General features: G+C 39.2%; 26 protein-coding genes. 9 read left to right on the top strand and 17 right to left on the bottom strand.

Going from position 1 to position 24,832, the window contains the following annotated elements:
- The first annotated feature begins 6 nt into the window (after positions 1-6).
- Positions 7-1,602, top strand: coding sequence for a RagB/SusD family nutrient uptake outer membrane protein (locus LC454_RS12755; protein WP_223582867.1), 1,596 nt, complete (start codon positions 7-9; stop codon positions 1,600-1,602).
- Positions 1,603-1,763: 161 nt separating this feature from the next.
- On the opposite strand, the gene LC454_RS12750 is transcribed toward LC454_RS12755, so the two are convergent.
- The 9 genes from LC454_RS12750 to LC454_RS12710 all read right to left on the bottom strand — a co-directional run bounded on the left by LC454_RS12750 (position 1,764) and on the right by LC454_RS12710 (position 9,741).
- Positions 1,764-2,270, bottom strand: a complete 507-nt coding sequence (locus LC454_RS12750; RefSeq protein WP_223582865.1) for a 4'-phosphopantetheinyl transferase superfamily protein — start codon at positions 2,268-2,270, stop codon at positions 1,764-1,766.
- Positions 2,267-2,521 carry an acyl carrier protein gene (locus tag LC454_RS12745; protein WP_223582863.1) on the bottom strand — a complete coding sequence of 85 codons (255 nt, stop codon included), beginning with the start codon at positions 2,519-2,521 and terminating at the stop codon, positions 2,267-2,269. The genes LC454_RS12750 and LC454_RS12745 overlap by 4 nt, the downstream gene beginning before the upstream one ends.
- A 4-nt stretch (positions 2,522-2,525) precedes the next feature.
- Positions 2,526-3,797 (bottom strand): beta-ketoacyl-[acyl-carrier-protein] synthase family protein, encoded by a 1,272-nt coding sequence (locus tag LC454_RS12740; RefSeq protein WP_223582855.1) that lies wholly within the window; start codon positions 3,795-3,797, stop codon positions 2,526-2,528.
- A complete protein-coding gene (locus tag LC454_RS12735) occupies positions 3,794-4,231 on the bottom strand; it encodes a 3-hydroxyacyl-ACP dehydratase FabZ family protein (protein WP_223582853.1) in 438 nt (145 codons plus the stop codon). The genes LC454_RS12740 and LC454_RS12735 overlap by 4 nt, the downstream gene beginning before the upstream one ends.
- A gap of 17 nt (positions 4,232-4,248) precedes the next feature.
- Positions 4,249-5,301: a type III polyketide synthase gene (locus LC454_RS12730; RefSeq protein WP_223582851.1), complete on the bottom strand. Its 1,053-nt coding sequence runs from the start codon at positions 5,299-5,301 to the stop codon at positions 4,249-4,251.
- Positions 5,298-5,969, bottom strand: a complete 672-nt coding sequence (locus tag LC454_RS12725; RefSeq protein WP_223582850.1) for a methyltransferase domain-containing protein — start codon at positions 5,967-5,969, stop codon at positions 5,298-5,300. The genes LC454_RS12730 and LC454_RS12725 overlap by 4 nt, the downstream gene beginning before the upstream one ends.
- A 32-nt stretch (positions 5,970-6,001) precedes the next feature.
- Positions 6,002-7,135: an NAD(P)/FAD-dependent oxidoreductase gene (locus tag LC454_RS12720; RefSeq protein ID WP_223582848.1), complete on the bottom strand. Its 1,134-nt coding sequence runs from the start codon at positions 7,133-7,135 to the stop codon at positions 6,002-6,004.
- Positions 7,136-7,414: 279 nt separating this feature from the next.
- The gene (locus LC454_RS12715; protein WP_223582846.1) at positions 7,415-9,067 is read right to left on the bottom strand and encodes a carboxylesterase/lipase family protein; all 1,653 of its coding nucleotides are present in this window, start codon (positions 9,065-9,067) and stop codon (positions 7,415-7,417) included.
- A gap of 158 nt (positions 9,068-9,225) precedes the next feature.
- Entirely contained in the window at positions 9,226-9,741 is a 516-nt protein-coding gene (locus tag LC454_RS12710; RefSeq protein WP_223582844.1) for a hypothetical protein, read from the bottom strand.
- 304 nt (positions 9,742-10,045) lie between these two features.
- Here LC454_RS12710 and LC454_RS12705 point away from each other — a divergent pair, with 304 nt between their 5' ends.
- The 4 genes from LC454_RS12705 to LC454_RS12690 all read left to right on the top strand — a co-directional run bounded on the left by LC454_RS12705 (position 10,046) and on the right by LC454_RS12690 (position 13,421).
- Positions 10,046-10,576, top strand: coding sequence for a DNA alkylation repair protein (locus tag LC454_RS12705; RefSeq protein ID WP_223582842.1), 531 nt, complete (start codon positions 10,046-10,048; stop codon positions 10,574-10,576).
- 248 nt (positions 10,577-10,824) lie between these two features.
- Positions 10,825-11,712, top strand: a complete 888-nt coding sequence (locus LC454_RS12700; RefSeq protein WP_223582840.1) for an alpha/beta hydrolase — start codon at positions 10,825-10,827, stop codon at positions 11,710-11,712.
- Positions 11,713-11,824: 112 nt separating this feature from the next.
- Positions 11,825-12,061 (top strand): hypothetical protein, encoded by a 237-nt coding sequence (locus LC454_RS12695; RefSeq protein ID WP_120257052.1) that lies wholly within the window; start codon positions 11,825-11,827, stop codon positions 12,059-12,061.
- A gap of 292 nt (positions 12,062-12,353) precedes the next feature.
- Positions 12,354-13,421: a 2,3-butanediol dehydrogenase gene (locus LC454_RS12690; RefSeq protein WP_223582838.1), complete on the top strand. Its 1,068-nt coding sequence runs from the start codon at positions 12,354-12,356 to the stop codon at positions 13,419-13,421.
- Positions 13,422-13,553: 132 nt separating this feature from the next.
- On the opposite strand, the gene LC454_RS12685 is transcribed toward LC454_RS12690, so the two are convergent.
- The 3 genes from LC454_RS12685 to LC454_RS12675 all read right to left on the bottom strand — a co-directional run bounded on the left by LC454_RS12685 (position 13,554) and on the right by LC454_RS12675 (position 16,005).
- Entirely contained in the window at positions 13,554-15,002 is a 1,449-nt protein-coding gene (locus LC454_RS12685) for an arylsulfatase (protein ID WP_223582837.1), read from the bottom strand.
- Between the two features lie 237 nt (positions 15,003-15,239).
- Positions 15,240-15,635 carry a nuclear transport factor 2 family protein gene (locus LC454_RS12680; RefSeq protein WP_223582835.1) on the bottom strand — a complete coding sequence of 132 codons (396 nt, stop codon included), beginning with the start codon at positions 15,633-15,635 and terminating at the stop codon, positions 15,240-15,242.
- A 1-nt stretch (position 15,636) separates the two neighbouring features.
- Positions 15,637-16,005 (bottom strand): hypothetical protein, encoded by a 369-nt coding sequence (locus LC454_RS12675; protein WP_223582833.1) that lies wholly within the window; start codon positions 16,003-16,005, stop codon positions 15,637-15,639.
- A 128-nt stretch (positions 16,006-16,133) separates the two neighbouring features.
- On the opposite strand from LC454_RS12675, the gene LC454_RS12670 reads away from it, so the two are divergent.
- Positions 16,134-17,141 carry an AraC family transcriptional regulator gene (locus tag LC454_RS12670; protein ID WP_223582831.1) on the top strand — a complete coding sequence of 336 codons (1,008 nt, stop codon included), beginning with the start codon at positions 16,134-16,136 and terminating at the stop codon, positions 17,139-17,141.
- Between the two features lie 302 nt (positions 17,142-17,443).
- Here the strand turns inward: LC454_RS12670 and LC454_RS12665 are convergent, their stop codons facing one another.
- Positions 17,444-18,004 (bottom strand): GNAT family N-acetyltransferase, encoded by a 561-nt coding sequence (locus LC454_RS12665; protein WP_223582829.1) that lies wholly within the window; start codon positions 18,002-18,004, stop codon positions 17,444-17,446.
- Between the two features lie 167 nt (positions 18,005-18,171).
- On the opposite strand from LC454_RS12665, the gene LC454_RS12660 reads away from it, so the two are divergent.
- Entirely contained in the window at positions 18,172-18,978 is an 807-nt protein-coding gene (locus LC454_RS12660) for a helix-turn-helix domain-containing protein (RefSeq protein WP_223582827.1), read from the top strand.
- A 17-nt stretch (positions 18,979-18,995) separates the two neighbouring features.
- Here LC454_RS12660 and LC454_RS12655 read toward each other — a convergent pair whose 3' ends face one another.
- The 3 genes from LC454_RS12655 to LC454_RS12645 all read right to left on the bottom strand — a co-directional run bounded on the left by LC454_RS12655 (position 18,996) and on the right by LC454_RS12645 (position 21,551).
- Positions 18,996-19,361, bottom strand: coding sequence for a hypothetical protein (locus tag LC454_RS12655; RefSeq protein ID WP_223582825.1), 366 nt, complete (start codon positions 19,359-19,361; stop codon positions 18,996-18,998).
- A gap of 388 nt (positions 19,362-19,749) precedes the next feature.
- Positions 19,750-20,808, bottom strand: a complete 1,059-nt coding sequence (locus LC454_RS12650; RefSeq protein ID WP_223582824.1) for a DNA polymerase beta superfamily protein — start codon at positions 20,806-20,808, stop codon at positions 19,750-19,752.
- On the bottom strand, positions 20,805-21,551 hold the full coding sequence (locus LC454_RS12645) for a DNA polymerase beta superfamily protein (protein ID WP_223582822.1): 747 nt from the start codon (positions 21,549-21,551) through the stop codon (positions 20,805-20,807). The genes LC454_RS12650 and LC454_RS12645 overlap by 4 nt, the downstream gene beginning before the upstream one ends.
- Before the next feature lie 763 nt (positions 21,552-22,314).
- Between LC454_RS12645 and LC454_RS12640 the strand changes: the two genes are divergently transcribed.
- Positions 22,315-23,370, top strand: a complete 1,056-nt coding sequence (locus LC454_RS12640; protein ID WP_223582820.1) for a 3-oxoacyl-ACP synthase III family protein — start codon at positions 22,315-22,317, stop codon at positions 23,368-23,370.
- A 209-nt stretch (positions 23,371-23,579) separates the two neighbouring features.
- Here LC454_RS12640 and LC454_RS26405 read toward each other — a convergent pair whose 3' ends face one another.
- On the bottom strand, positions 23,580-23,702 hold the full coding sequence (locus LC454_RS26405; RefSeq protein ID WP_262508746.1) for a hypothetical protein: 123 nt from the start codon (positions 23,700-23,702) through the stop codon (positions 23,580-23,582).
- Between the two features lie 639 nt (positions 23,703-24,341).
- Between LC454_RS26405 and LC454_RS12635 the strand changes: the two genes are divergently transcribed.
- Positions 24,342-24,713, top strand: coding sequence for a hypothetical protein (locus tag LC454_RS12635; RefSeq protein ID WP_223582819.1), 372 nt, complete (start codon positions 24,342-24,344; stop codon positions 24,711-24,713).
- Positions 24,714-24,832 lie beyond the last annotated feature (119 nt).

Below are 24,832 nucleotides of genomic sequence, written 5' to 3'. Positions count from 1 at the left end.
ATAACAATGAAAAAGAAAATTATTACCCTGATAATAGCATTGGCGACACTTAGTAGCTGCGAAAAATTTCTTGATAAACGAGATCCAACAGCAACTTCCTTTGATGAGTTTTTTAACACAGAGGAGGATCTACGTCGTGTGGTCTATAGCAGTTATTTGGATGCTTTTATGGGCCCTGGTGAACGTCGTCTCCTTTTTTATATGACCGAAGGTCGTTCGGACAATGCTTATGCCCGCATTGAGACAGATCACCATATGATCATTGCCAACGGCAATATGACCAGCAACTCTGCTTTAGCTGTTTATTACTGGAATTTACACAATCAGCATATAGGACGTATTAACACCTATTTGGCAAATGTTGATGTACCCTATGTCGAAAATGAATCTACGCGGCAAAGGTATAAAGCAATTCTTGAAGGTTTGCGCATCTGGCATTACTTCAGGATCACAGAATTTTGGGGTAATGTCCCTTTTGTGCTTACTCCTGTTAAACTGGAAGAGGCAACACCAGCTGTTACCCCTAAAGCCGAAATCCTCGACAAACTCTTTGAAATGAGTGAAGATGTCGCCAATAGACTTCCGGAAAATGAAGGTACTACAAATGCATATATGTTCAATAAATATTCCTTTAAAACATTGGTTATGCGCTATGCGCTCTATAATGGAAGGTACGAACTGGCGGCGAGGCTTGCTAAGGAAATAATGGATAGTGGAAAATATCAACTGCACACTCAATACGCCAATCTATTTAATTATCAAGCAGATAAAACCAACAAAGAGTTTATTATCAAGTTCGATATGGAGAGTCATAACAACTCAGCAACGGCGTCATTTCAACATCTGGCACCACAATATCGAACCGGAAATGGACAATCTTATGTCGTTCCTCTAAAAGCACTCGTGGATAGTTATTGGACTTTACAGGGGCGACCAATTGACAACTGTCCATTACACAGCAAGCAAGCCTATGAGCTTAATCCAAAATTAAACCGCGATCCACGGTATGAAGCCAGTGTATTTGGTCATGGCGATCTCTTCAATAATGAAAAAATAGACATCTATGATTCCAAAAGCGCTTTTTACTACCAAAACCTACGCAGTAGTAGATCGGGATACTGGTTTAAGAAATTCGTGGACCAAGCCGATGCGTTCCGTACTGGTGGAAATATGCATTTTTCTTTAGCCCGCTATGCCGAAGTACTTTTAACCTATGCCGAAGCTAAGATTATGTTGAATGAAATAGATGAACTGGCTAAAAGTTGTATCAACCAAATTCGCAAAAGAGCCGGACTTGATATGAGCATTGCGGATGTCAATTTAGTTGCAAAATCGCAGCAGGAATGGATTGCGCTCATCCGCAACGAAAGAAGAATCGAATTTGCTGGCGAAGGATTACGCTATAGCGATATCTTGCGCTGGAAAACGGCAGAAACGGTACTTAATCAAGCAGCTCTCGGTCACATGCGTTTGAATGGTGCTGGACAGTCTGAGGTACTTAAAATTGAGGATCGAAAGTTCTTAAATCACCAATACCTATGGCCATTTCACGAAAGTAGTTTTCAGGTAGAACCTAACTTGGTGCAAAATCCGGGTTACTAATCCAAGACAACGGTATTCTTTTATCCGATATTGAACGAGCGGCATTCCTTGTGGAATGTCGCTTTTGCTTTTTTCTTTTGTTCTACATAACTTTTAATAGGAATAGCCTACCTAAGCGAAAAGAGAGACCTTTCCGACAAATGACAAGAAGTAGAACAACCTTATATGCGCGAAATAGCAACTACTTTTTCAAAACGACCATGATTGCTTACTGAAGCTGCAAATAGTTCTGTCCCCCCCTCTACAGCAACATATGGAATGCCAAAATGGTCTTTGACAATTTCATTTTTTTCGATCTCAATAACGTAGTCTAGATGACTAAAAACACTAACAGCTATGGAATGTATAAAATCAGGCGCAAGAATTGTTTCAGTATAGTAGATCTTCCCTTCACAAACAACCCGGCCACAAGCATTACTGACCGACTGTCGGGATATTGTACAAACCAGTTTTTTGGGCATGTATTTCCGGATCTTGGTTTCTCTATTCCATGCCTTATAAGCTGCCTCTTTCATACTCCATAAGAGCCATAGCGTCGTCTCGGGATCGGGACTATTTGCTATTAACAATTGCTCATCAGCACCAAATAATTTCGGAATAAATCCCCTACGTCGCCAATTACTGTCTTTGCGGGATTGCACCAGATCGATGACGTCATTACCAATCATTTCATTTGAAGTTTGCTTTCTATAATATCGATAGCTGCCTTTACATTGAGCATACGTTCCATATCGGGATTGTCAATAACAATATCGAATTTCTCCTCAATATCCAATACTATATCAACCAGATTGGCAGAATTGATCTGGAGGTCATGAATGAAATCAGTATTCTCGCTAAGCTTCCCAAAAGCGTCATCATTTGTAGTATATGGTGCTATGATAGGCTTTAATGCGTCAATTAGTTCTTCTCTGTTCATAGACTTAGTTATTAAATTTTTTAAATATTAGACAGGCATTTACATCGCCAAAGCCAAAACTGGCTTTGGCTACAATATTGGGTCTCAAGTAGATTGTTTTCAGCGGTACTTTCAGCGGATCTATAAGAGCAGCGATGTCGGGATGTAGGTCATTACAGTTGCTATTACCGAACAAGAACCCTTCGTACAGTTGCAATACTGTAGCGACACTTTCAATACTACCTGCCGCGCTGAGGCAATGTCCGATCAAGCCTTTGAGCGAATTGATATAAGGGAAGTTTTTCCCATTACGTTCAAGCGCCTTAGTCCAATTTTCTATCTCGAGCGCGTCCTTGGCTGTTGCAGTAAGATGCCCATTGATGGCATCAATATCCATAGCAGAAATGCCAGCATTTTTAAGTGCATCGATGATGCATCGTTGCACTGCATCGTTATTAGGAGCTGTCATACTCCCCATTCCACGCTGACCTCCTGAATTGACCTGGCCCCCAAGCAATTCTGCATATATTTTTACACCACGCGACAAGGCGCTTCCCAAATCTTCTAATAGTAAAGCACCTGCTCCACTACCGGGGACAAACCCTCCGGCGGTTGCACTCATTGGCCGGGCCCCTTGTTGTGGATGCTCATTATATTGAGAACTACAGACCCGCAGGGCATCGAAGCCTGCCCAGATGTAAGGGCCACTATCTCCTGTACTCCCTGCTACCATCCGTTTTGCTCTTCCCGAACGAATGCGATCATAGGCCATCAGAATGGCTTCCGTACCCGTAGCACAGGCAGATGAATTGGTTGTCACTTGATTCCCAAGCCCGAGTTTCCCCCCTAGGTATGCACTGACTCCACTGTTCATCGTCTGTGCCACTACTGTACTTCCTAGTCTCCGTGTTTGCAGATCGTCTACTTTATAAATGCTCTCACGAAATTTATCTATGCCGGAGGTACCTGAACCAAAAACAGTTCCACTATCCCAATCCGGTTCAGAAGAAACATCTATTGGTAGTTCTGCATCTGCCCATGCTTGCATACCAGCAATGACACCGTACAATATTCCGGTGCTATTAAATCCTCTCAGTTCCAAGTCCGTAAAATACTGTCTTTTGAGATCTTCAGATATCGATGGCGTTCCTGCTATCTGGCAAGAGAATTGTAACCTTTCCAGTAGAGGATCATGCATTATACCCGAAAGTCCATTTTTTATGGCCGTTGAAAAGGCGGTTACCCCTACTCCGTTTGGGGCAACCACCCCTAGTCCAGTTATTACAACTCTATTCATAGCTCTCTCCTGATCATACCTGACAGGGTTCCTTTACAAACCTCATATCCAGCTTCGTTTTTCAACGTGACAGCGCACTTGAGCTTCCCGAACCTAAAATATATCTTATCCGAAAAAACGGTAACCTTTTCCTTAGGATACACCGGTTTTAAGAATTGTATTTCACTTGAGGTCAATGCCATCGCAATACCATTGTTTAAATCACTACCGAGCAAATAAATTCCAAAGCAGGCCAGCCCTATCTGAGCCATTACTTCGGTCAAAATAACACCCGGAGTAATTGGATTACCGCAAAAATGCCCTTTGTAAAAATCCAGATTTTCATTGAAAGTATAGTTTCCTATAATACCTTCTTCATCTACATGCACCAATTCATCCACAAATAAAAATGGCTCCCCATAAGGCAATTTCGCAATAATATCATTCAAATCCATCGACTTGTTTTTTAAGGTTACCATTGTAATAAAACTCGCTGTGCTGAGAAACCGGGGCCAAAACTCAACATTAACCCTAGTTCTCCGGCCTGAGGCTCGCGTGCCATGATACGCTCGAGAACATAAAGAACTGTAGCACTTGACATATTGCCATACTGGGCCAGAACGGCCTTGGTATCTGTAATATCTTTGCCAAACTCGGCAAAAATCTGCTCCATTGTTGTGACAATCTTTTTACCTCCAGGATGAAAAATCATATATTTTATATCTTCAATTTCTAAACTATTCTCCTGTAAAAATGGATGTATGACTGCATTAAAATGCGATGCGATCACATTGGGAACCTCAACATCCAATATCATCTGCATACCGCCATTTGTTAGCTTGAAACCCATAATGTCTTCAGTATCGTAAAAATGGTACATCTGTTGGTCGAGTATCACAGGTCCTCGATCTGCTTCATGAGATGAAAGTAAACAACAGGCGGCGCCATCTCCAAATATCGCAGCGCTAACTATATTGGACATTGAAAAGTCTGACAGCTGAAAGGTTGCTGTTGGTGCTTCGACGGCAATTACAGCAGCACGTTTTCCAGGATTGGCCTGCAAGAAATTTTTTGCGTAAATAATACCGGAAACTCCAGCAACACAACCCATTTCAGTAACTGGCAGCCTGACAATATCCTGCCGGAGTTTCATCTTATTGATAAGATATGCGTCCAATGAAGGTATCATAATCCCTGTACAGCTGACGGTGATGATATAATCCAGAGATTGGGGTGTCCATCCTACCTTTTCGAGAGCCTTACGAAGTGCTTCCTCACCTAATACTATGGCTTCCCGCATGTAAATATTATTTTTCTCCTCGAATGATGTTGCAGTAAAAACCTCATTCGGACCCATAATAGCATACCTTCTGTCGACAGCCGAACCCTCAAAAAGTTTCTTTACTTTTTTTATAAACCGGTGCTCCTGGCCCTTAAGCCATATATCCAATAGCGGAAGTATTTCAGCAGTTGTGCTGGAGTATTTGGGCAGTTGCTTGGCAACACTTATTATTTTAACATTCATATATTGGAAATTATCCATTGGTAACGAAATGCCCATTTCCACTGGAGCATATAGTTTTTTAAGTGTAATTGCTTGCAGAACTCCTCAAGCTCATTTTTCTTAAAGCCACGTAATATTGAAATAAGTCCATCCTTCTTGGTCATATTGTTTAACTTAAAAACAACACAAATGGTTTGAAAAAGTCGATAGGCAATTTTGCTCCGCTGCAAATCGTTGATTACTATCCCTATGTTTGAAATTTTGACAAGGATATTTATTAGTCTTATAATCTGATCAGTATCAAAATGATGTAATGTAAGAGTACATAGCGCAATGTCAAACTTTGCCATTTCAAAATTCTTATCGAATACATCGCCGCACAGGTATGAAATATTGGGATAATCTTTTGATAAAACTTGAGCATAGTTAACAGTGAATGGATTGGCATCTATTCCCACTATTTTAAGATCTATATTATTACTATAACCATAGTCGCTCAACATCCGTAACATCTCGCCATTACCGCAGCCGATATCGACAATGGTTAGTGTTTTGGTTGTATCGGCTTTTAACAACAATGTCCGGACGCCATCTAAAGTAATCTTGTTGCCCCCCAAAAAATGATTTATTTTCGATATTTCGTCCAAAGTAATGCGGAGTTCATCACCTTCAAGTGAAAAATCGTCCATAATTTCGTTTTTCTTAGTTCTAAACTTTGTATTTATCCCCATTTTATTTGCTTCATATTTCCGTGAGTTTGTTTGATTATCCATGTCAACACTGCAGGAAAAAGTACGGCAACCCTCATTAAGACCCTAATACCAACTTCGTATCCTAGCACTGTTGCTAAAATCCTTCCGAAAAATAGGCGTCTCGCAAAGTTTTTTCGCCATTGGTTGATGTAACGTTTTTCCAGTCCTTCACGTGAGGTTATTTTGCCAGCATAATAGTCCACAATAAGTTCGGAAGCTATTTTTGCACTGTGTATCGCCATCGCCATCCCATTACCGCAAAAGGGGTGGATCAGGCTCGCCGCATCGCCGACCATTAGGATATGATCTTCTATCACTGTTTTTTTTTCAAATGAAATCTGGCTAATGGTAAGCGGTTTATCAAAAAGTACCGTATTGCGTTCAAAAAAACTTTTTAGATGACTATTCGTAAACAAGACATGCTTCTGATGATCGACGACATTTTTATATTTTTTAAACATCTCTACATCTGTTAGATAACATAAATTTATCGCATTATGCTCGATTTTTGAAATGCCGCAGTATCCTCCCGGAAAATTATGCAACGCAATTAGGCCGTCCGGAAAATCACCTGAATAATGTGCTTTAACCGCCATCCATTTCGATGTCTTTTTCATGAAATCACGAGCTAAAATCTGATCAATATTGGCACGTTTTCCAAAAGCACCAAGCACAATCTTTGCTCTCAAAATCTGATCTTGAACCGAAACCTCAAATATATCGTCACTAAAAGATATTCCAGAAACGCTGGCTATCACAATCGCACATCCATTTGCTTTTGCTTTTTGGTATAAGAAATCGTCCAAACAATACCGGCTTACGCCAATACCGCCCAAGGGCAATTTGACCTGAGCCGATTTTCCATTTTGCGTCGTGAATTTAAGATGTTGAATATAGGTTGGATGCAATTCATTTATATTGGCGTTAAGCCAGCACAAATAGGGTACAATTTCATTGGAAAGATATTCTCCACACACTTTATGATGAGGATAATTGTGCTTTTCGATTAATGTTACTTTTAATCCTTGTTTAGACAGATGAAGTGCACTCGTGAGCCCGGCAAGACCGCCACCTATAATTATCACATCAGGATTTACTGTCATACATCACAATTCGCTTTACATTGGTAATCTTTAACATATCATCTTCATAAGTCATCACAGTCTCCATTTGGTCAGTCCCGTTTGATTCAAACAAAATAACGCTAAAAAGTAAGCACACTCGGCAAGGTAACTCACAAGCCTTATGATTAATCTGGTTTATGAAAAGTTTCTTTGATAACAGCTATGACCATAAATAGTTTTGATCTTGCGGCAAATAGAAAACTAAGAGCTTCCCCTCACACTTGTATTTTTCATCGATCAGAGCTTTAACTGGATTGGCTATGGACTTTTTAGAAATCTTTGCTCCTTTTCGACAAATAAACCGTCGAGAAAAAGATACCTGTCTCTGAATTGCTCGGGAGATGCCTTTGCTTCAATAGCTATGTTAAGTATATTCATAAATTTATCTGTTGCTGTGGTTTTTGGCCACACAGCAAGGTCTCTTCCATTGGGATTACCGGTTTTAATAAAATTGATGAAGTAGCGCTGTCCCAGTAGTGAAGTTTTATAGTCATCCTTCGTCCAGTCAAAAACATCATTGCTCTTCAGGTTTCCCAATAGATATTCAATATCACTGGCATGGGATGCTCCCGGGAGGACTGGTGGCAGATTCTCTTTGTCCGTATTCGCAGATTTTTTATTTATCCCACCAGCGAGTCCTGTCTCCACGTTGCTATAAGCTGCTTTCATCGGTGGCCGCGCTTTGCTAAATATGTAAACATAAACAGGTTGACCACTGTTTTTTCGTTGCAAATCGAGCCACTTCCAAGTACTGTAAACAATAAAATTATCACTGGCTAGCCCAGTCGCCGATTTAAGGACTTCACTTTCTGTTTTTCCGGGATATAATTTGAGTACTTCATCAGCTCCAGTGCCAAACTGTTCGCGTACTAACCTTTCATAGTTGTCCGGTGATGGATAAGACTTGCCTGTGAAGGCGAGATAAGGAGCCTCTGTAGACGTCCAGCCCGCAAGTAGAGGAACTTTGGACTGCTCCCCTGCTTCAAATATTTCCAATGGTGATTTGGGGAGAAAATAACCATCTATGATCAGACGTGTCATAAAGGCGCCGGGCTCACTGGCCCAGTCAAGTAGTTCTGCGGCAGGAATTTTACGCAATTGGCTGAGATTTCCTGCATTGACTTTGGCCGCAAATGTAACACCTCGTTGTTCTTGCTCCCCAAGGGAAATAGTGCCATATCTTAAATTAAAAACACTTCCGCTCTGACCGATAGCACGCTTAAATAGCCCTTTAGAAAGCGGACTGCTCATCTGAGCGGAAACAGACATGCTTCCTGCAGATTCGCCACCTATGGTGACCTCATCAGGATTACCTCCAAAGGCAGCTATATTCTTTTTGACCCATTTTAATGCCGCATATTGATCCAGGAGACCATAGTTCCCTGATGCATTTTTTTGTGATTCTTGGGTTAGTTCCGGATGCGCAAAGAAACCAAAGATGCCCAAACGATAATTGACCGTAACGACAATAATGCCTGCTTTGGCAAAACTCTCCCCATCGTAACGATTTTCTGATCCATCACCGGCATTAAAGCCGCCACCATAAAAATAAACTAAAACAGGAAGTTTACCGGATCCCCCCGCCTCTGGTCGCCATATATTCAGGTAGAGGCAATCTTCACTTATACCCGGAGAACGAAATCTCATATCCCCATAGATCGGTTTCTGCATTGGTGAATTTCCAAAGCGATCTACCTTTCGAACCCCTGTCCAATGATCGGCCGGTTGTGGTTCTTTCCATCGCAAATTGCCAACCGGCGGTTTTGCAAAAGGGATCCCACGGAATGCCTGCACTCCGCTGGATAACGTAATTCCCTCCATTATCCCCTCCTCAACCTTTACTTGAGGCTGTTGGGCAAAAACAAATGATATAATCAGGAATGCGGTGACAGTAAAAAAAGTCTTTATCATAATAATGTTCGCTTAGTTTATGATTTAGTATTCACTCAGTTAAAATACTAAAATAAAATTAAACGAACAGGTTTTCAATATCTTACATAGGACTGCGCCAATTAGGTAAACTCTCGCTTGTAGGCATTGGTTAAATTACAAAATCAAATGCCTTTACTTTATCTCGCACCGTCATTCCATAATTTTTCAACAATTTCGTTTTGATTATATTCAAAATAATTGCCCTGTTTGTCTTTTTGTCTTTGAAACAATCTGCGGTCAAAGGTTGTAAAATTTAGCTTTAGAAAATCAATAAAATAGTCATCAAGATGATAATGAAACTGCGCTCTCAAACTTTTATCATCCTCGTCCTGCATAACAAAAGTCTTTTGCCGTCGCACAATTTCTGCCAGTTCATCCTTTGTGATATGTTCAATAATTTTCGGAGCGGGAAGTGATATTCTGCATGCTAAAACCTCTGCGCCTTCTTCCTCCCACCATTCCCAAATATTAAATTGAGATATATCTTTCCCCGTCATTTCATGAAGCGTATTTTCAAGCTTTTGATATTCGGTATTATCTTCATCCCCGTTCTCTTCACAATAGTCGGAATATGCCAGAATGAGTTTTAGAACTTCCGGATAGCGTTTTTCCAATGTTTGAAAATCAGGTTCAATTTCTTTTCTTAATTCCATTATCTAAATATAACGTCAAAAGTATCGCCATCTTGTTGAACGGCCTCCGCACATCCTTAGCTTTATACCAAACAAGGTAGGTTCTTGTCTTTTGCTCAAAAAGACGAGGTCAACAAACAAAAATAGAATAATAATTTATACCGATTATATTTTACCATGTTATCGGCAGTTAAAAAATTAGTAAATTCACGGTATAATAACGCTTGATAAGCACATAAATATAATAAGATGCACCTTACACTGGTGTCCTGACAATGATTAAGCAAGTAAATGTCGTACATCTGTTATTTATCGGAAAACAATTATGGAACTATCATCGACAGCAGAAAATATTATCACGCAAATTAGCGACGAGAAGACCAAACTTGGTGACTTGCGTAAAATTGCTAACGTTATAAAAAAAGACCACGAACTAGCCATGGAACTGTGGTCTACAACACACTACCTTGCCCGACAATTGGCGATCTTACTGATGGACAAGAAATTACTTTCTAAAGAAATTATTGACAGGTTGGTCAGTGATATTGAACAACATCGGGAAGACGAAAAACTGCAGCTGATTGATTGGCTTATGGCGAATCAACTTGCCAAAGACAAACGTACAATCGCATTAATGGAAAGTTGGAAAAATAGTACATCTCCCCTTCAAAGACGTACTTTTTGGTACCATCAAGCCCGATTGCGATGGGTGGGACAAAAGCCGCCGCCCAATAGCGAGGAATTGCTTTCGAAGATTGAAACCCGAATTGAAAATGAAGTATCTGAAGTCCAGTGGGCGATGAATTTTACTGCTGCTCAAATCGGTATTTTTCAGGAGACTTTCAGAAAAAGATGAATCAATATCGGTGAGCAAACAGGGCTTTATAAAGACGAAATGGTGGCTAAAAATTGTACACCAAACTATTTACCAAAGTTCATCGCCATTCAGGTTGCAAAACTTAATAAATAAAATCACTGGATTTCTCATAAAGTTGTCCGGTAATATCCCGGTGGCCAAAAATTGAGATCGCACGGCGGAAAATCTCAATTTGAGATATTAGCAATAACTTAGAAAGAACACCCAATCAACAGGCTAACAATGCAATGAAATCGGATATCAATATATCATCTGCGGAAATATGGACCAAACAGTCATCTATTTGGGTGATATACCTGTTTCTTACTACGATGATTTTTCCCTCCATCTGTAATGGCCAGGATAAAAAATCGTGGTCGAAAGAAGAATGGAACACTTTGCTGACCGAGCAATTATTTCCAGGTAAAAAGATCGAAAATTTAGCTTTCAATTTCGATACCCCTTTTGAAGAGAAATACATTCCGATGAAGGATAGTATTATTCTGAATGGACTATTTTTTAAAACCAAAATACCCAAAGGTCTGATCTTCTATTTACATGGAAGCAATGGAGCCTTGGACACTTGGGGTAAAATTGCGCCTATATATACAGCGAATAATTATGATATCTTTATGCTTGACTATCGTGGCTATGGCAAAAGCCAAGGTAAAGTTACCGATGAAACTATGCTAAATAATGATATTCAAATAGTCTATAATAAACTAAAGACAATCTATTCTGAGTATAATATTATCGTATTGGGCCAATCTATGGGCAGTGCCCTTGCCTCTAATATTGCAGCCAACAACCAGCCGGGTCTGCTGATCTTACAGGCCCCATATTATAATTTAGCAGACTGGGTAAACAATGTTGCTCCTGAATTAGACACCACAAATATCCCTTTCCGTTTTGATAATGCATCTCATTTGAAGAAGGTAAAATGTCCGATTATTATTTTCCACGGCAGCGGTGATAAGGCTGTTTATTATGGTTCCTCTACGAAACTTTCCAAACTGTTAAAAAGCTCAGATCGTTTCATCACATTAAACAATGAAGGGCATAATGACTTCTCGAAAAACAAAGTTTATCTGAAATGGATTAGCACGATATTAAGATCAAACCAACATGCGAAATAAATGACGATAATGCCATTATTGGCTATAAATATTGACAGTCGCGAAAGGAATATGACAATTGACACCGAATTACCAATTACTCTTCCTACCTTTGTTTTCAAATTAAACACATATGCCAAAAGAAACAAAAGCGGGACTTTATCAGGGAACCATAGAAAAAGATGCCAATGGAAATTACTTTTGTGGCCCTTATCTATTGGATTATCAAATCGTAGAAGCTTATTTTAAATTGGGTGATCGGGTCAGCTTAAAAAGTATCATCAAAAATACCAGCCGTATGAGTATGGAAACTTATCCACAAAAATCAATTAAGTTTTCATATGCTACTGAAAATCATGACAATGATTAAGATGAACTAAATCGTTCAATACTGAATACACTTCACCTGTTTTCATACCCCTTTAAAACGGGACGTATGAAAACAGATGGATAATAAAGTATCAGCCCTGCAACATAGGGGTAAACGAAATTGACGATCAACTTTTAGAGATGATAAAATCCTGATAAACAATTTCGAATTATAAGATCTCCTCCATTAATTTTCGGCTAAAATGATCCATCTCATTTACGTTTGAGATATGGATCACGATGATCCTTAATCATTCTGCTTACCTTAGTTTATATTCAAAAAAGGAGATAACATGACGAATACAATGAAAGCCGCACGTTGGTATGCTGCAAAAGATATCAGAGTAGAATCAACTGAAATTCCTGAACCGAAGTCTGGTCAAGTTAAAATAGCTGTTCATTTCGCAGGAATCTGTGGATCTGATCTACATGAATATGTACATGGTCCCCAATTAATCCCAGTAGATCAACCTTATCCATTAAATGGGCATCAAGGAACCACTACATTAGGGCATGAGTTTTCAGGAGTAATAGATGCGATTGGTGAAGGCGTCCATCATTTAAAAGTAGGTGACCGTGTGGTCGTGGAACCGATTTTTAAAAACTTCGATAGTCCTTTTATCGCAAATGGTGCATATAATTTATCTGAACCTTTGGGATTTGTAGGCCTATCCAGCAATGGTGGATTTGCGCCGTATGTTGTCGTCGAAGACTATATGGTACACAAAATACCTGATAGCATGTCGTTCGAAAAGGGGGCATTAGTGGAACCTGCCGCTGTAGCAGTTTATGCAGTACTCCAAAGTGGACTTAAAATCGGAGAAACGGTATTGGTCTCTGGAGCTGGTCCAATAGGTTTACTGTGCGTTCAGGCAGCACTTGCCGCAGGTGCAACAACAGTTATTGTGACTGATATCGCTGACAAGCGTTTGGAGAAGGCTAAAGCCATCGGTGCTACCCATATCATCAATGCAAAAGAAGAAGGTATACCACAAAAGATTAAGTCCATCACGGAGCTTGGAGTGGATGTATTTCTAGATTGCGCTGGTGTACAAGCCTCCTATACAACTGGAATTGATAGTTTAAAAAATGGTGGAACGGCTGTTTTAGTTGCACTTTTTGGTAAACCTGTAAATACCAATGCACTGGATCAAGTGCTACGGGAAATCACCATTAAAGGTATTATTGCTTATCGTAATATCTTTCCACAGGTTATTGCACTTATCGATAGTGGACGTATGCCCGTAGAGAAACTTGTGACACGCAAAATAAGCTTAGACAATATCGTTTCAGAAGGATTTGAAGCTCTGGTTAATGATCCCACTGAAGTCAAAATCTTAATTGATATACAGAAAAATTAACGCAGTCAGGATACAGACAATAATAAGCAACGTATCGAAAAAATAATGTGATCGTTATAAATATGGCCGCTTGGGTGTCCCAAGCGGCCATATTTATTCGGTTTGCCAAATCTTCTGTAAATGATTTACATCTTATTTGGTATTATTGGTCAACGGGAAGATAGCACTCTCCACATGCGCTTTCTCAATCAAGCGTTGCAATTCCTGTACTTTTTTCGGATTGCTATTCGCAACATTGTTCTGTTCTTTTGGATCTTGTTTGAGATTGTACAGCTCTTTAATCGGAGTACCAGTAGTTACTTTCTGCAAAATGAGTTTCCAGTCACCTTTTCGTAATGCCTGACGTCCACCATCTTCATGGAATTCCCAATAAAGATAATCATGTTGCTTTTGTTGTTTATTGCGTCCCAATAAAGTAGGAACAAAAGAAACCCCATCTGTATATCTGGGTTTATCCGCCTTAGCAAGTTCGACCATCGTCGGCATAATATCCCAAAAAGCACCCAAATAGTTTGATGTCTTTCCTTCGGCTATTTTTCCCGGCCAATAGGCAATGAACGGAGTCCTGATACCTCCTTCATACAAATCGCGCTTATTTCCACGCAAACCTCCAGAACTATTGAAAAAATTAGGATCTGCTCCCCCTTCTTTATGCGAACCGTTGTCACTTGTAAATATGATTATGGTATTGTCAAGCAATTTGTTTTGACGTAGTTTTTCTACGATCTGACCAACATAAGCATCCATACGACTTACCATGCTTGCATACATAGCATGCGGTTTCTCTACACCAGCATAACCCGGAACTGTTGCCTTTGGTCCGTAATCATTTCCTTTATGTGGTTTTTCATCAAATGAATTGGCATATTGCTGGTAATATTCATCTTCTGGACCAGAAAGTTCGGCATGGGGAAGCACAGTAGGTACAAAGAGAAAGAAAGGTTTGTCTTTATTCGCATCAATAAAGGCAAGAGTTTTCTCTTGGATCAATGCTGGTGCATATTGACCTTTGGCCAATAATCCATTACCATCAAGCTCAATCCGCTCTTTATTATGCCAAAGGTGAGTAGGGTAATAACGGTGGGATTGACGTTGGCAATTGTAACCATAAAACTCGTCAAATCCTTTCTGATCTGGTGCTCCGGTAGTATTGACCATCCCTAGCCCCCATTTTCCGAAAGCACCTGTCGCATAACCCGCCTTCTGCAACAACATAGCGATTGTCTGTACCGAGTCTGCCAACGGTTGTTGTCCCTCTGGTTCGATTTCTTTATTTCCTCTTACATAGGTATGCCCAGTATGTTGTCCTGTCATTAGGGAAGAACGCGAAGGAGCACAGACAGAGGTACCAGCATAAAAGTTCTCAAACTTCATTCCCTTATTGGCTAGTGAATCAATATGCTTGGTTTCAATTTTTTTCTGACCATATACACCAAGATCCCCATAACCGAGGTCATCCGCCATAATAAAAACAATATTGGGTCTTGTCTCCCTATTTTGAGCAAATGTGGCTCCTGATATAGCCAATAAGAAAACAGCTGCAGCTACCTTCTTGTTATTAATAGATTTTAGTAGGTTCATGTATATCCAAAGTTAATTAAATAAAAAGAATTAGAACACATAAAATCACCTATCAAGCTGAGCCTCTAGTTTCCTAATTCTTTTCAAAACGATGAACATTTGTTTCTTTAGTATTTTCCAGCTGAATGCTCCGTTAGAAATATTCACCATTTACAACCTTAGCTTTGGAGCCCTGTTATTTTTGTGTTACCATGATATGGTAATAAAAGTAGCGGGACAACCAAGTGGGTTAAATTTCTATCGCAAAGCTTCCGAAACCGCATAACTATCCTCCAAAAGAGTATATTCAACAATTTTATGGTTGTGTATCTTCAAGTGAATAAAGAATATAGAACTGACCAGCTTTCCTGTTTCCAACATCTTGGAGGTAAAATTCCCTTTTATAATAGCCTGATCTTCGTTGGTCAATACTGTCTGTATAGCTGCGCTTACAGGTTCAACAGCTGACCATAGTAACTTAAAAAGTTGTTCCACCTCCGGTTTCGACCTTCTCGATCCCAGCCATTTTATCTTTGCTGTATTGCCTGGAATTTCCAGGTAAAACTCTTCAGCAAAAAGATCAACCAGGTTTTTCAGTTCTCGCCGCTGCAAGCTAGCTAGGAAGGTATCCACAAAAGCATTGATATTTTCCATCTCAAATAGTGTTTAGATTTCTGTTTTGCAAATAAGCCATCATTCCAACCCATACGGCAACAGCTAGGATCATAACAGAACCTATAATACTGATTGTATAAAATAAGGAGATGACAACAATAACGCTGGCAATAACCCAAATAACATCTAGCGTAATGATAAATTTGGTCCAGCTTTTCGAGATAATTTTCTTCATAGCCGTTGCCAGTACAAATACAGAAAACACGATCAGAAAACCTCCAACCAAGGTAAATGGACTACTGTGTGGTGTTTTAAATAGTTGTGTAAATAAAGAAGGCATGGTCGCTAATAAGATCCCGGTCATTCCTGAGCTGATCGCATTGGTCAGCAATACATTTTTTAGTGTCATAATTTCTATCTTTTTGTTACTCAAAAGTACTGCTGTACGGACGGATTTTTATTATCTATAAGCGACAGGGTATTGACATTATGCGACAATCAGATACAAACTGTAAAACATATCATTAGATTTACAGTATGAATTATAGACAGACCATGTTGCATGCCTTAATTGCCTTTTGTGGCGAGCGTGGGCTAGATAATGCTAAAATTACTGCATTATCAGGGTTTTCGATTGCCCAGTTAATGAATGGCTCCAAGTTTGATATCACCGATCAACAGGTGGAAAATCTGTGGAAGAACATTGTTCAGTTTTCCAAAGATGAGCTGATAGGCTTGCATTTTGGAGCCACAATGCAATTAGCGGCGCTGAATATTGTCGGACAGATTATCCAAACGAGTAGCACTGTGAAAGATGCCCTGCTACAGGTACGATCAATGATGCACGTAGTCACAGATCTTTATACAATGGAAATAGAACTCGGGCCTAAAACATGTGTCATCCAATACCTTAAAAATGCAGGTTTTGACCATTTCCAGATGACCCAAAGACAATTCGGGGACTTCCTGATAGCGTTTACAATTTATGAATTGAAAGGGCTGTTACTTAAAAATCTGAAACCCACGAAGGTTGGTCTACCAAGCTTTCAGAAAGATCGCTACATGGACTACGAGATAATTTTGAAATGTCCAATAGTTAAGGCAGAATATTATACGGTAGAATTTCCCAAAGAATACCTGGACTTTCCAATCATTACAGCCAACTATGAGGTGCAAACTTTGCTCATTAACCAAATGAACAAATTGCAAAATCCAAACGAGTTAACAGGTGCTCTTTCCAAGAGGATATTCAACTACCTTCTAGCGAACTCTTACCTTTATTCACTCTCGATCGAAGCGGTAGCCGGAAATTTCAATGTCAGTGTAAGGACTTTACAACGTAAACTCAAGGATGAGGGAGCTTCTTATGTACAAATTGTTGAGGAGGTGCGTAAGTCATTAGCTGTCCATTACATGCAAAACAGTAATTCTTCCATAAAAGAAATTTCAACCATTTTGGGCTACGCTGAGCCAAGTGCCTTCGTTCGAGCATTTAAAAAATGGACAGGGAAAACACCTACAGAATATCGAACAGCTGGTCTCTAGATTTTTATGGCATTACCATCGTTGGGATTATTCCCGCTAAAATAGTGTGGCTTTCAAAAATCATCGGCTTAATATTAAGAGCTTTTACTACAATTTTAATGTCATTGACCATAGAAAGTGATTCCTGATCTAAACAAACTGTTTCTAGCCTTTCATATAAATAAACATCGTCAGATAACAAAAGAAAAAAATGAGTATTTACCAGAATATATCAGCCTCATTGTGAGTGAAGCTGATATATCTATAGATAGAATTTAACACTACAGTCCCAACATGTATTTTTGAGGTGATACGCAAACCTATTAGAATGACACCTTGCCATAATTAGCCATAGTCCAATCATCACGCGTCAAACGGCTTATATGTTCCTTACGAACTTCATTCAAAAAGGCGTTATGGCTCCCCTCTTCTGTGTGATGATATCTAAATCCACACTTCTCTTGTGCAATCTGAGATTTGGCATTGCCTTCATAATATCCACTCCAGATATTCACCAATCTTAAATCTTCAAAGCCATGACGCACTACTGCACGGATCGCTTCGGGCATTAAACCTCGTCCCCAGAATGGCACCCCTATCCAGTAGGAGATCTCCCCTTCAGCTTCTGTAATTGGGAAATTGCTGTTCTTCCCCAAAATTAAACCAATCATTCCAATGGCAATATTATCTTCTTTGAGTGCAATCGCAAATACCCCAGCCTGTGCAAATATTGTATTGATGATCTCCCTACTCTGCTCAATACTCGTATGTGGTGGCCACCCCGCTATTGGTCCGACATTAGCGTCTTTGGCATAATGATATAAATCTGCGGCATCTGTCTCCATAAATGGTCGCAAAATCAATCTTTCTGTTTCTAAAATCATAATAATCTATTTTTTTATTAGTACGTTGCAAAGATATAGGGACTTTACAGGCTTATTATAAACAAAAACTGTGTAAAATGGGTACTTTTGAAAACTATAAAGAAGTATAAACTGCTAAAAAAATATTCAAAGTGCTTATCGCAAGCCAGCATAAATTATTCGCCAATATGATTAAAGGAAAGGAAATTGTCAGCCTTGGAGAAAGTACCTTGAGCGAAATTCTCGGTTCCCCTTTACCCCTTAGCTACACCAATCTTATCGTTTGCCTTAAAGGCAGTGCAGTGGTGAATGTAGATTTTAAAAATTATCTACTCAAACCCAACGATATCATGGTATTAGCGGAAGACAGTATCACTGTTGTGCAACGCTTATCGAGTGATTTTAGCGCATTTTACTGTTTTGTAAACAAAGAAATGGCATCTGAGGTCGCCTATGATTTACCAAATGAACTTTTCTTATTTCTGCACCAATCACCATTATGCCGGCCCCAGCCTGAGCAAGCTATTCTGCTGAAAATGTGGATAGAACAAATCAAATATATAAAGGCGGCATGTACCGTCCATCAGCATACAATGCTGCGAAATCATTTACAAAATATCTTTCTCTATATCGCTGAAGCGATGCCAGTAACAGGGATCAACACAATGCGGCAATATAGCCATACCGAAAGATTGTGTTGGAAGTTTTGGGATCTAGTTGGTAAGTATAGTGCTGAGCAACGCAGTGTCGCATTTTATGCCAACAAATTAAACATTACCCCATTCTATTTATCACAAATAATCAAAGATTTCTTGAATGACTCCCCAAAAGGATTGATAGATAGACAGGTTACATTGGAAATAAAGGCTCTCCTACGCAGCACAGATTTATCCATTAAAGAGATTGCCTACCGTCTCAATTTTGAAGACAGTTCGTATTTGACACGTTATTTTAAGAAACAAACAGGTATGACCTTAACGCAATACAGAAAATAATTTATGGGAACGCTTGATCATTCCCATACCTCCCATTCCCCACGCTGGAAATCATACTTTGCGTATTCCCCACTGTCAGTAAATTCTGAAGCGACCATTCCTACTTCAAAAATTGAGTTTACATTCCAGCTTGCTGTAAAGTAGAGGGCATTTCCGGTTAATAAGGCAGTGCCAAAATCACCATCGGAATGGCTAAAATGTAGACCATGATCATCCTCTCCTGTGATCTTGTAGTTGTAGCTTAAAAGTCGCTCTTTAAGCTCTTGAAACTGTTGTCCAGTAAAAGGAACAAGGTTTTCCTCTTTTTCGAAAAAATCCGCATCATGAGCATTTTCCTCCCTTACCTTTGTTTCAGTCCTGTATAGTGAAATATCGTAACTCATCTGTTTTGAAATGTTTTTATTATTCTTTTTCAATTGGCATATTTTGACAAATGCCGACCGAGTCTTGTGATATTCTATAAGATCCCTTGTAACGGCTTAAACCCCAAAATACCATTATTCAATTTTACTCATAGCCTTTCCAGCAACCGAAATATGCACTTTTAATTTGCTTTATATAAATATAGTAAGTAATGATCCTGAATACCAGATAGATTTATGATTCGGGGGGTAGGACTTAATATCTGTCCAAAATAATTGATTATTGCAGCATCATTAATTTCAAATTAAGGTTCTTGAATAGACCACACATATCGATTGTAGAGATCTATCGCAACTTGAGGCAAACTTCAATCAGTCGATGAGGTTGTGCCTCGAAGTAGGACAAACATCAGCGATAGAGTTCTTCCCGTAATTCCACCAAAAGTTTTGTCAGCATAGCCTGATCCGGTGCCGCTGGAAGCATGCTTGATAAAGAAAGATCCTGTATCTCTTTAAAAAGCTGTTGGGAGCGCAGAAAAAGTTCCTCATAACTGTATGTTCCACTTTTAATGAGCAGGAGCTCTTCCCTATTTGGTCGATGTACATGCAATTCACCATTGAACAAGATCTCTTTTGCCTGTTCCAACAAGCGGATCGTGTGCATCATGTTTTTGGCATCATACCCCTGACCATGGCCCACTGTGCCCTGAAAACGAACCTCATTGCGTTTGGCCACCCAAGTAAAGTACTCATTGTAAGTCTTACAATAGGAAGAATAGGCTTCATGATTAACAAAGAGATATGCACCAGGCGTTTGCTCCTTTGCAATCGAGCTACAGGAGACCTCATCGCTTTCTGCGGTTGAGACAATACCTTTGTATCCGAACTTTCCTGTCAAATCATAAAACAATGCATACATACCTTTGGTATGATCTATCTTTGCCAATCCACAATTTTCCTGTTTCCATTGGCGATTGACCAGCCATTGTTTCAACTGTTGACTACCATTCCCTTCGATTACAAAACAGAAATCAAGCAAGCTTTTACGTTCCTTGTCCATGGGGTTGTTAATTTTCTTGTTCAATCCTTTCGCCTTATGCACCTGAGCCATTGCGTATTGGGCAAAAGTAGTCACAGCCTCGCGAGTCATAAATTCCTGAATATTAAACCGTTCAAAGATCGGATCTTTGTATAAGAGACATTCATCGGCACTAGCCAGAAGTTCCAATATATTGGGATTGCTTTTGGAAAGGAGTTCCACAAAACGCCCCAATTCATAATAAACCTCATCATTACTCGAATTGGCAACTTGAGCAATATATTTATTTCCAAAAAAATATTCGCGCGGTAAATAAAAGACGCCCTTGATATCTGTATCCGAAGTAGCGGTCGTCAGTCCATATGCCCGACTTCCGACCACTGCCTCGAACAGGATCAGTCCTTTATCCCTAAGTTCATTTATAGTCATTTCAGTATAGTTTTAAAGTAATTTTCAAGACCCTCCTTATCTGTCTTAACCAATGGAAGATCATTCACCTCATATTCTAAATGATTAAATCTTTCTTCCAGATAATCTTTTATTATTGCGGGACAGCTAAAGTTGAAACCCTCGTCTACCTCACTCTTCAATTGTACTAATTTCGCAACTTCGGTTCGTATACCCTCAGGCAGTAATCTAGATAAATCGGCTAAAGCCATTGGTGCATAAGCACTGTGGGTGGTGCACCACTCTGCTGCCAGCAAAGATCTCAAAATATAAAACAGGGTCTTGAGTCGTATAGTCCCATTGCAGAGATCGCCGATCTTACTGCGAACTATTCCCAGATAATGATGCGCTTGTCTGCGCGCACTAAAATAGTCTTCGATCAATGGCAGAAAACCCTTTTTGAATCCGGAAGTTTCATGATATACAATTGGTGACTGTATCCATTCGAATGGGCTAACATTGCTTTTGTACAACAACGTCAGTACTTTAATTAGATCCCAACCGGATATATCCAGTTCTCCAGATATCGGATAGCGCAATTCTGTTTCCAACGGAAAAACGCTGGAATAATCTGAAGGTTTTCTTGCATAGATAAACCGAACATCGTAATCACTATCTGTTGAAGGGAATCCCCAACCACGACTCCCCGATTCACAGGCAAACAGTATGCTTATGCCCTCTATTTCCGCTATTTCATTTAGCCTATTTTTTATCTTTGTTTCCATGTTTGATACTTTTGTGTGTTTTTCCTTTTTCGTTGTCACAAATATTAAACTGGGATACTGTAGCCTTTTTGCGTATTCAAAAAAAAAGATAAAAATTTTTATACCTAACTTATTTACAGTAAGATATTTTTACGTAAACAAAAGCACGCTACATAATCTATTCCGAAAGTACGCAGGTAGAATACGTAGTTTTTCCATCGCGTGGTATCTCTTAGGACAATACGTATCTTATTGTTTGACTTGATTATTTTTTTAATCACCCATTTTTTTGATCAGAGACAACGCTCTTTATACAACTCATTTTCAGTCAAATTACATGATAGTACCTATAAAAATCAGGAGTTCACCTAATGTAAATCTGCAAATAAAATAAAAACTATTTTATCTAGATCGATAGCTGCCATAACACGATTGATATCCGCCCCGATTGGGTAAATTTATGTAAGATGCTACTTCCCGAAATCACGATGACAGGCAGCTTACTATGTTTATCTGAGGCCCAAAGATCTCGAAATGCGTGGCCCCTCATTATGAATTTGGTATACATTTCCAGCATATATTCCGAAAACAATGAGCAAGTTCCCTTTTATCTAACTTGTATAGGGATATTTTAAATAATTTTGGTAAATTAAGCAAAAGAAGGCTCGATCAAGAAAATGTCTATATTGAAATTTATATATCACTGGGCATCGTAACCAATTGCTGCTTTCCACAAAGAACAATACACAAATCAACTCAATAATTGAGAAACGGAGGGAAATTAATGAATATAAAAATTATTGGGTCAGGTAGCTATCTTCCGGACAATAAAATCAATAACGCGAATTTTGAAGATCGTATTTTTTTGGATGAGGCTGGTGAGCCTATCAAATACCCTGAATCCATTATAGGTAAGTTTAAAGATATTACTGGCATTGAGGAACGTCGTTATGCAAATAATGATCAGGTGGCTTCTGATCTAGCGTCTATTGCCGCAGAGCGGGCAATAGCTAACGCTGACATCGATCAAGAGACACTTGATTATATTATTGTCGCACATAACTATGGCGATGTACCCTATGGAAAAGTTCAATCGGATACTGTTCCCAGTCTCGCAACACGAGTCAAGAAAAAATTAGGTATACGAAATCCACACTGTATCGCCTATGATCTTTTATTCGGTTGTCCGGGCTGGAATGAAGGCGTGATACAAGCTAATGCGTTTATCAAATCAGGCATGGCTAAACGTTGTATGGTTATCGGTACCGAGACTCTTTCCCGTGTCGTAGATCCATACGATCGTGATTCAATGATCTATGCTGATGGCGCTGGCGCAGTTATCATAGAAGCTACAACAGAGGAGGCAGGATTACTATCTTTTGAAAGTGCAACTTATGCATTTGATGAGGCCGACTATCTTTATTTTGGAGGCTCCTTTAACAGTCAACATGAAAAAGGCACCCGTTATATTAAGATGAAGGGACGAAAGATATATGAATTCGCTCTGAGTAAAGTTCCTTTAGCCATGCAGGCCTGTATAGAGAAAGCTAATCTTGACATTAATGCCATAAAAAAGATATTAATTCATCAGGCCAATGAGAAAATGGATGAGGCTATTATTTCGCGATTCTATGGATTATATCATATGCAGCCGCCAGAGGGTATCATGCCGATGTCCATTCATAAATTTGGGAACAGCAGTGTTGCAACGATTCCAACACTCTATGATTTAATTAGGCAGGGAAAAATTGAAGGACATTCATTCAATAAAAATGATATCATCTTATTTGCCTCTGTAGGTGCAGGAATGAATATAAATGCATTTACCTATAGACTTTAGCAATTCGTCAACATGTCTAGTCAATTTACTTTCAATGAGCGAAAACAAAACAAGCTCAATCTTATGAAAGAAGGCTTTTTTAACAGCTAAGAGTGTTTTAAATTTTATACTAAAAGAGCGAGCAAAAGCGTGGTCTAATACTCCACTCTTTATACTCGCTCCACATTAATAATCTACCATTATTAAATCAAGCTAACTTCTACAATTGCTTATTTCTTTTTTTTACGAAAGACATTATCCGTTAGATCTTTTGAAATCGAGTCTTTTTCTTTTTGATATGACGACTGTGTTTTCTCCTTCGTACTTTTTTCTTTTTTTTGATCTTTACTCATGACTTATAATATTTACATTGTGAGGGTGTGTCCCATAACCATGGGTGCATGAATTGTGGGGATTAAACTAGATTGTGGTTGGTTCTAAACAGAAAATTTCACGATGATATAATTGGAGAAATTTAAAGATAAAACGAGAAGCTTTTATCATGTCTGGTTTGTCGAATGGGGTTATATGAATAACAAACCTTATTCCTAAAGATACAAATAATAACCGATATCCCATCAATCCCAAAGGTTTATTAACAATAGTATAGCTTATCTCCTATCCAGAAAATAGCAAGGTATCCAATTTTTGTGTGGTTTATCGCTTGCGGAACTTGCCTTTGATCATTTTGTTATCTTCCTATGAACAGTAATAATGGTATTTATTTCAGTAATTCATATAGCTTTATATACTAGTATATTTCGCAATTTTGAAAAAGATATAATTTCAATAAGATCCTGAAGAAAAGAATGCGTTAAACTTTAGGTAATATCCTGAAGGAAAAGCATTCAATCGGAAGAAACGGATTAATTGTATCGATCGTGTTAGTATATTGGTAACGCATTCACAGGGGGGGCGGCCCGGAATGGTCTACGGCAATTAAAAACAGCCGAGTTAAAGCCGTTGTCGCCTTTGAACCATATAGCAGCTTCATGTTTCCTAAAGGCGAACTGCCACAACCCATCCAATCCACAGGACTTTTTGGTGAGCTCAAAGGTGTTGAAATTCCATTAGCAGATTTCGAAAAACTCATCAAAATTCCTATCGTGATTTACTACGGAGATAATATTGCCAAACAGCCCAACAAAGTCTGGAATATGGATCACTGGCGTTCGGGATTAGAAATGGCCAGAATATGGGCGGCAACAATCAATAAACATGGGGGTGACGCCACTGTCGCCCATTTTCCCGAGGTAGGTATTCATGCAAATACACACTTCCTCTTTTCTGACCTGAATAATATTGAAGTCGCCAACCAGCTATCAAAATGGCTGAAAGAAAAAAGATTGAGCTCAACTGATTAAATTTAAGATTCGACCAACGGCATAGGTTAGCAAAACTATACGATAATTTTTCTGAGAGTCAAAATACTTGCCCTAGGACAAGTATTTCAAAGGGAATTTCTTGTAGTTTTATATCATAA

Origin of the sequence: Sphingobacterium sp. GVS05A (assembly GCF_019969845.1) — a bacterium.
Classification (GTDB): Bacteria; Bacteroidota; Bacteroidia; order Sphingobacteriales; family Sphingobacteriaceae; genus Sphingobacterium.
Note: the sequence above shows the minus strand (reverse complement) of the source record. Positions and strands in the feature narration are given on the sequence as shown.

Coding starts and splice junctions, on each gene's coding strand:
- LC454_RS12755 (WP_223582867.1), top strand. CDS start 7: ATGAAAAAGAAAATTATTACCCTGATAATAGCATTGGCGACACTTAGT.
- LC454_RS12750 (WP_223582865.1), bottom strand. CDS start 2,270: ATGATTGGTAATGACGTCATCGATCTGGTGCAATCCCGCAAAGACAGT.
- LC454_RS12745 (WP_223582863.1), bottom strand. CDS start 2,521: ATGAACAGAGAAGAACTAATTGACGCATTAAAGCCTATCATAGCACCA.
- LC454_RS12740 (WP_223582855.1), bottom strand. CDS start 3,797: ATGAATAGAGTTGTAATAACTGGACTAGGGGTGGTTGCCCCAAACGGA.
- LC454_RS12735 (WP_223582853.1), bottom strand. CDS start 4,231: ATGGATTTGAATGATATTATTGCGAAATTGCCTTATGGGGAGCCATTT.
- LC454_RS12730 (WP_223582851.1), bottom strand. CDS start 5,301: ATGAATGTTAAAATAATAAGTGTTGCCAAGCAACTGCCCAAATACTCC.
- LC454_RS12725 (WP_223582850.1), bottom strand. CDS start 5,969: ATGGACGATTTTTCACTTGAAGGTGATGAACTCCGCATTACTTTGGAC.
- LC454_RS12720 (WP_223582848.1), bottom strand. CDS start 7,135: ATGACAGTAAATCCTGATGTGATAATTATAGGTGGCGGTCTTGCCGGG.
- LC454_RS12715 (WP_223582846.1), bottom strand. CDS start 9,067: ATGATAAAGACTTTTTTTACTGTCACCGCATTCCTGATTATATCATTT.
- LC454_RS12710 (WP_223582844.1), bottom strand. CDS start 9,741: ATGGAATTAAGAAAAGAAATTGAACCTGATTTTCAAACATTGGAAAAA.
- LC454_RS12705 (WP_223582842.1), top strand. CDS start 10,046: ATGGAACTATCATCGACAGCAGAAAATATTATCACGCAAATTAGCGAC.
- LC454_RS12700 (WP_223582840.1), top strand. CDS start 10,825: ATGAAATCGGATATCAATATATCATCTGCGGAAATATGGACCAAACAG.
- LC454_RS12695 (WP_120257052.1), top strand. CDS start 11,825: ATGCCAAAAGAAACAAAAGCGGGACTTTATCAGGGAACCATAGAAAAA.
- LC454_RS12690 (WP_223582838.1), top strand. CDS start 12,354: ATGACGAATACAATGAAAGCCGCACGTTGGTATGCTGCAAAAGATATC.
- LC454_RS12685 (WP_223582837.1), bottom strand. CDS start 15,002: ATGAACCTACTAAAATCTATTAATAACAAGAAGGTAGCTGCAGCTGTT.
- LC454_RS12680 (WP_223582835.1), bottom strand. CDS start 15,635: ATGGAAAATATCAATGCTTTTGTGGATACCTTCCTAGCTAGCTTGCAG.
- LC454_RS12675 (WP_223582833.1), bottom strand. CDS start 16,005: ATGACACTAAAAAATGTATTGCTGACCAATGCGATCAGCTCAGGAATG.
- LC454_RS12670 (WP_223582831.1), top strand. CDS start 16,134: ATGAATTATAGACAGACCATGTTGCATGCCTTAATTGCCTTTTGTGGC.
- LC454_RS12665 (WP_223582829.1), bottom strand. CDS start 18,004: ATGATTTTAGAAACAGAAAGATTGATTTTGCGACCATTTATGGAGACA.
- LC454_RS12660 (WP_223582827.1), top strand. CDS start 18,172: ATGATTAAAGGAAAGGAAATTGTCAGCCTTGGAGAAAGTACCTTGAGC.
- LC454_RS12655 (WP_223582825.1), bottom strand. CDS start 19,361: ATGAGTTACGATATTTCACTATACAGGACTGAAACAAAGGTAAGGGAG.
- LC454_RS12650 (WP_223582824.1), bottom strand. CDS start 20,808: ATGACTATAAATGAACTTAGGGATAAAGGACTGATCCTGTTCGAGGCA.
- LC454_RS12645 (WP_223582822.1), bottom strand. CDS start 21,551: ATGGAAACAAAGATAAAAAATAGGCTAAATGAAATAGCGGAAATAGAG.
- LC454_RS12640 (WP_223582820.1), top strand. CDS start 22,315: ATGAATATAAAAATTATTGGGTCAGGTAGCTATCTTCCGGACAATAAA.
- LC454_RS26405 (WP_262508746.1), bottom strand. CDS start 23,702: ATGAGTAAAGATCAAAAAAAAGAAAAAAGTACGAAGGAGAAAACACAG.
- LC454_RS12635 (WP_223582819.1), top strand. CDS start 24,342: ATGTTTCCTAAAGGCGAACTGCCACAACCCATCCAATCCACAGGACTT.